Consider the following 1132-nt stretch of genomic DNA (forward strand, 5'->3'; position numbering starts at 1 on the left):
GCGCCTGCGGGGCCGCCTGGACGTGGCGGCGCTGCGCACGTCGCTGGACCGGATCGTGGCGCGGCACGAAAGCCTGCGCACGCGGTTCCGCGCCGAGGTGGGCGCGCCGGTGCAGGTGATCGACGGGCCGGAGGCGGGCTTCGCGCTGGAGGAAGACGACCTGTCGTCGCTGCCGGCGCCGGAGCGGGAGGCGGCGGCGACGGCGCGCTTCGCGGCCGAGGCGGCGGCGCCGTTCGACCTGTCGAGCGGTCCGCTGATCCGCGGTCGCCTGTTGCGGCTGTCGGCCGACGAGCACGTCCTGCTGGTGACGCAGCACCACATCGTGAGCGACGGCTGGTCGGTCGGGGTGCTGGTGCGGGAACTGGGGGCGCTGTACGAAGCCTGCGTGCTGGGGACGGAGGATCCGTTGCCGGCGCTGCCCCTGCAGTACGCCGACTATGCGCTGTGGCAGCGTTCGGACGCGAGCCTGTCGGCGGACGTGGCGTACTGGCGGCAGGCGCTGGAAGGCGCGCCGGGCCTGCTGGAGCTGCCGACGGACCACGCGCGGCCGACGCGCCAGAGCCACGCCGGGGCGACCTTGGCGTTCCGGATCGAACCGTCGGTGGCCGGGGCGCTGCGCCGGCTGGGCCAGCGGCACGGCACGACCTTGTTCATGACCCTGCTGGCGGGCTGGTCGGCGTTGCTGTCGCGCTTGAGCGGCCAGGACGAGGTGGTGGTGGGCACGCCGGTGGCGAACCGGCCGCGGCCGGAGCTGGAGGGTCTGATCGGTTTCTTCGTCAACACGCTGGCGTTGCGGGTGCCGGTGCCGGCGTCGGCGAGCGTGGCGACGCTGTTGTCGCGGGTACGCGAGACGACGCTGGGCGGGTTCGCGCACCAGGGCGCGCCGTTCGACCAGGTGGTGGAGGCGGTGCAGCCGGTGCGTTCGCTGGCGCACAGCCCGGTGTTCCAGACGATGCTGTCGCTGAACAACACGCCCGACGACGGGCGCCTGCAGTTGCACGGGCTGGAGCTGGAGCCGCTGCCGGAGGCGCGGGTGACGTCGCACTTCGACCTGTCGCTGGCGCTCCACGAAGACGGTGACGCCATCGCCGGCGAGCTGGAATACGCCAGCGACCTGTTCGAGCCGGCGACC

General features: G+C 73.6%; 1 protein-coding gene. It reads left to right on the forward strand.

The features are described from left to right. On the forward strand, nt 1-1132 hold a 1132-nt coding region (locus H4F98_RS16625), incomplete at both ends, for a condensation domain-containing protein (protein ID WP_246373350.1).

The organism is Marilutibacter spongiae (assembly GCF_014145325.1).
In the GTDB taxonomy this organism is placed as follows: domain Bacteria; phylum Pseudomonadota; class Gammaproteobacteria; order Xanthomonadales; family Xanthomonadaceae; genus Marilutibacter; species Marilutibacter spongiae.